Raw genomic sequence first — 248 nt, forward strand, 5'->3', positions numbered from 1 at the left:
CCACCATATGACTCGCCAGAGCGAATTTCGAAACGGTCTGTGCGAGGGGTTTTTATGATCGAAGCGCGGGACGTCTCGGTGGCGATCGGCGGCAAGCGTATCGTCGCCAATGTCGATTTCGACATGCGGCCCGGCGAAATCGCGGCCATCGTCGGCCCCAATGGTTCGGGCAAGACGACCTTCCTAAGGGCGTTGTCTGGCGATCTTGCCTATTCGGGAGAGGTCACCATCAACGACCGCGACCTGTC

The 248-nt window shown here is 59.7% G+C and carries 1 protein-coding gene; it reads left to right on the forward strand.

The genetic code is table 11. From position 1 onward, the window contains the following. Positions 1-54 precede the first annotated feature (54 nt). A partial coding sequence (locus tag E5W87_RS35220) for an ATP-binding cassette domain-containing protein (protein WP_292408523.1) occupies positions 55-248 on the forward strand: 194 nt, incomplete at its 3' end.

Origin of the sequence: Mesorhizobium sp. (assembly GCF_004962925.1) — a bacterium.
Classification (GTDB): domain Bacteria; phylum Pseudomonadota; class Alphaproteobacteria; order Rhizobiales; family Rhizobiaceae; genus Mesorhizobium.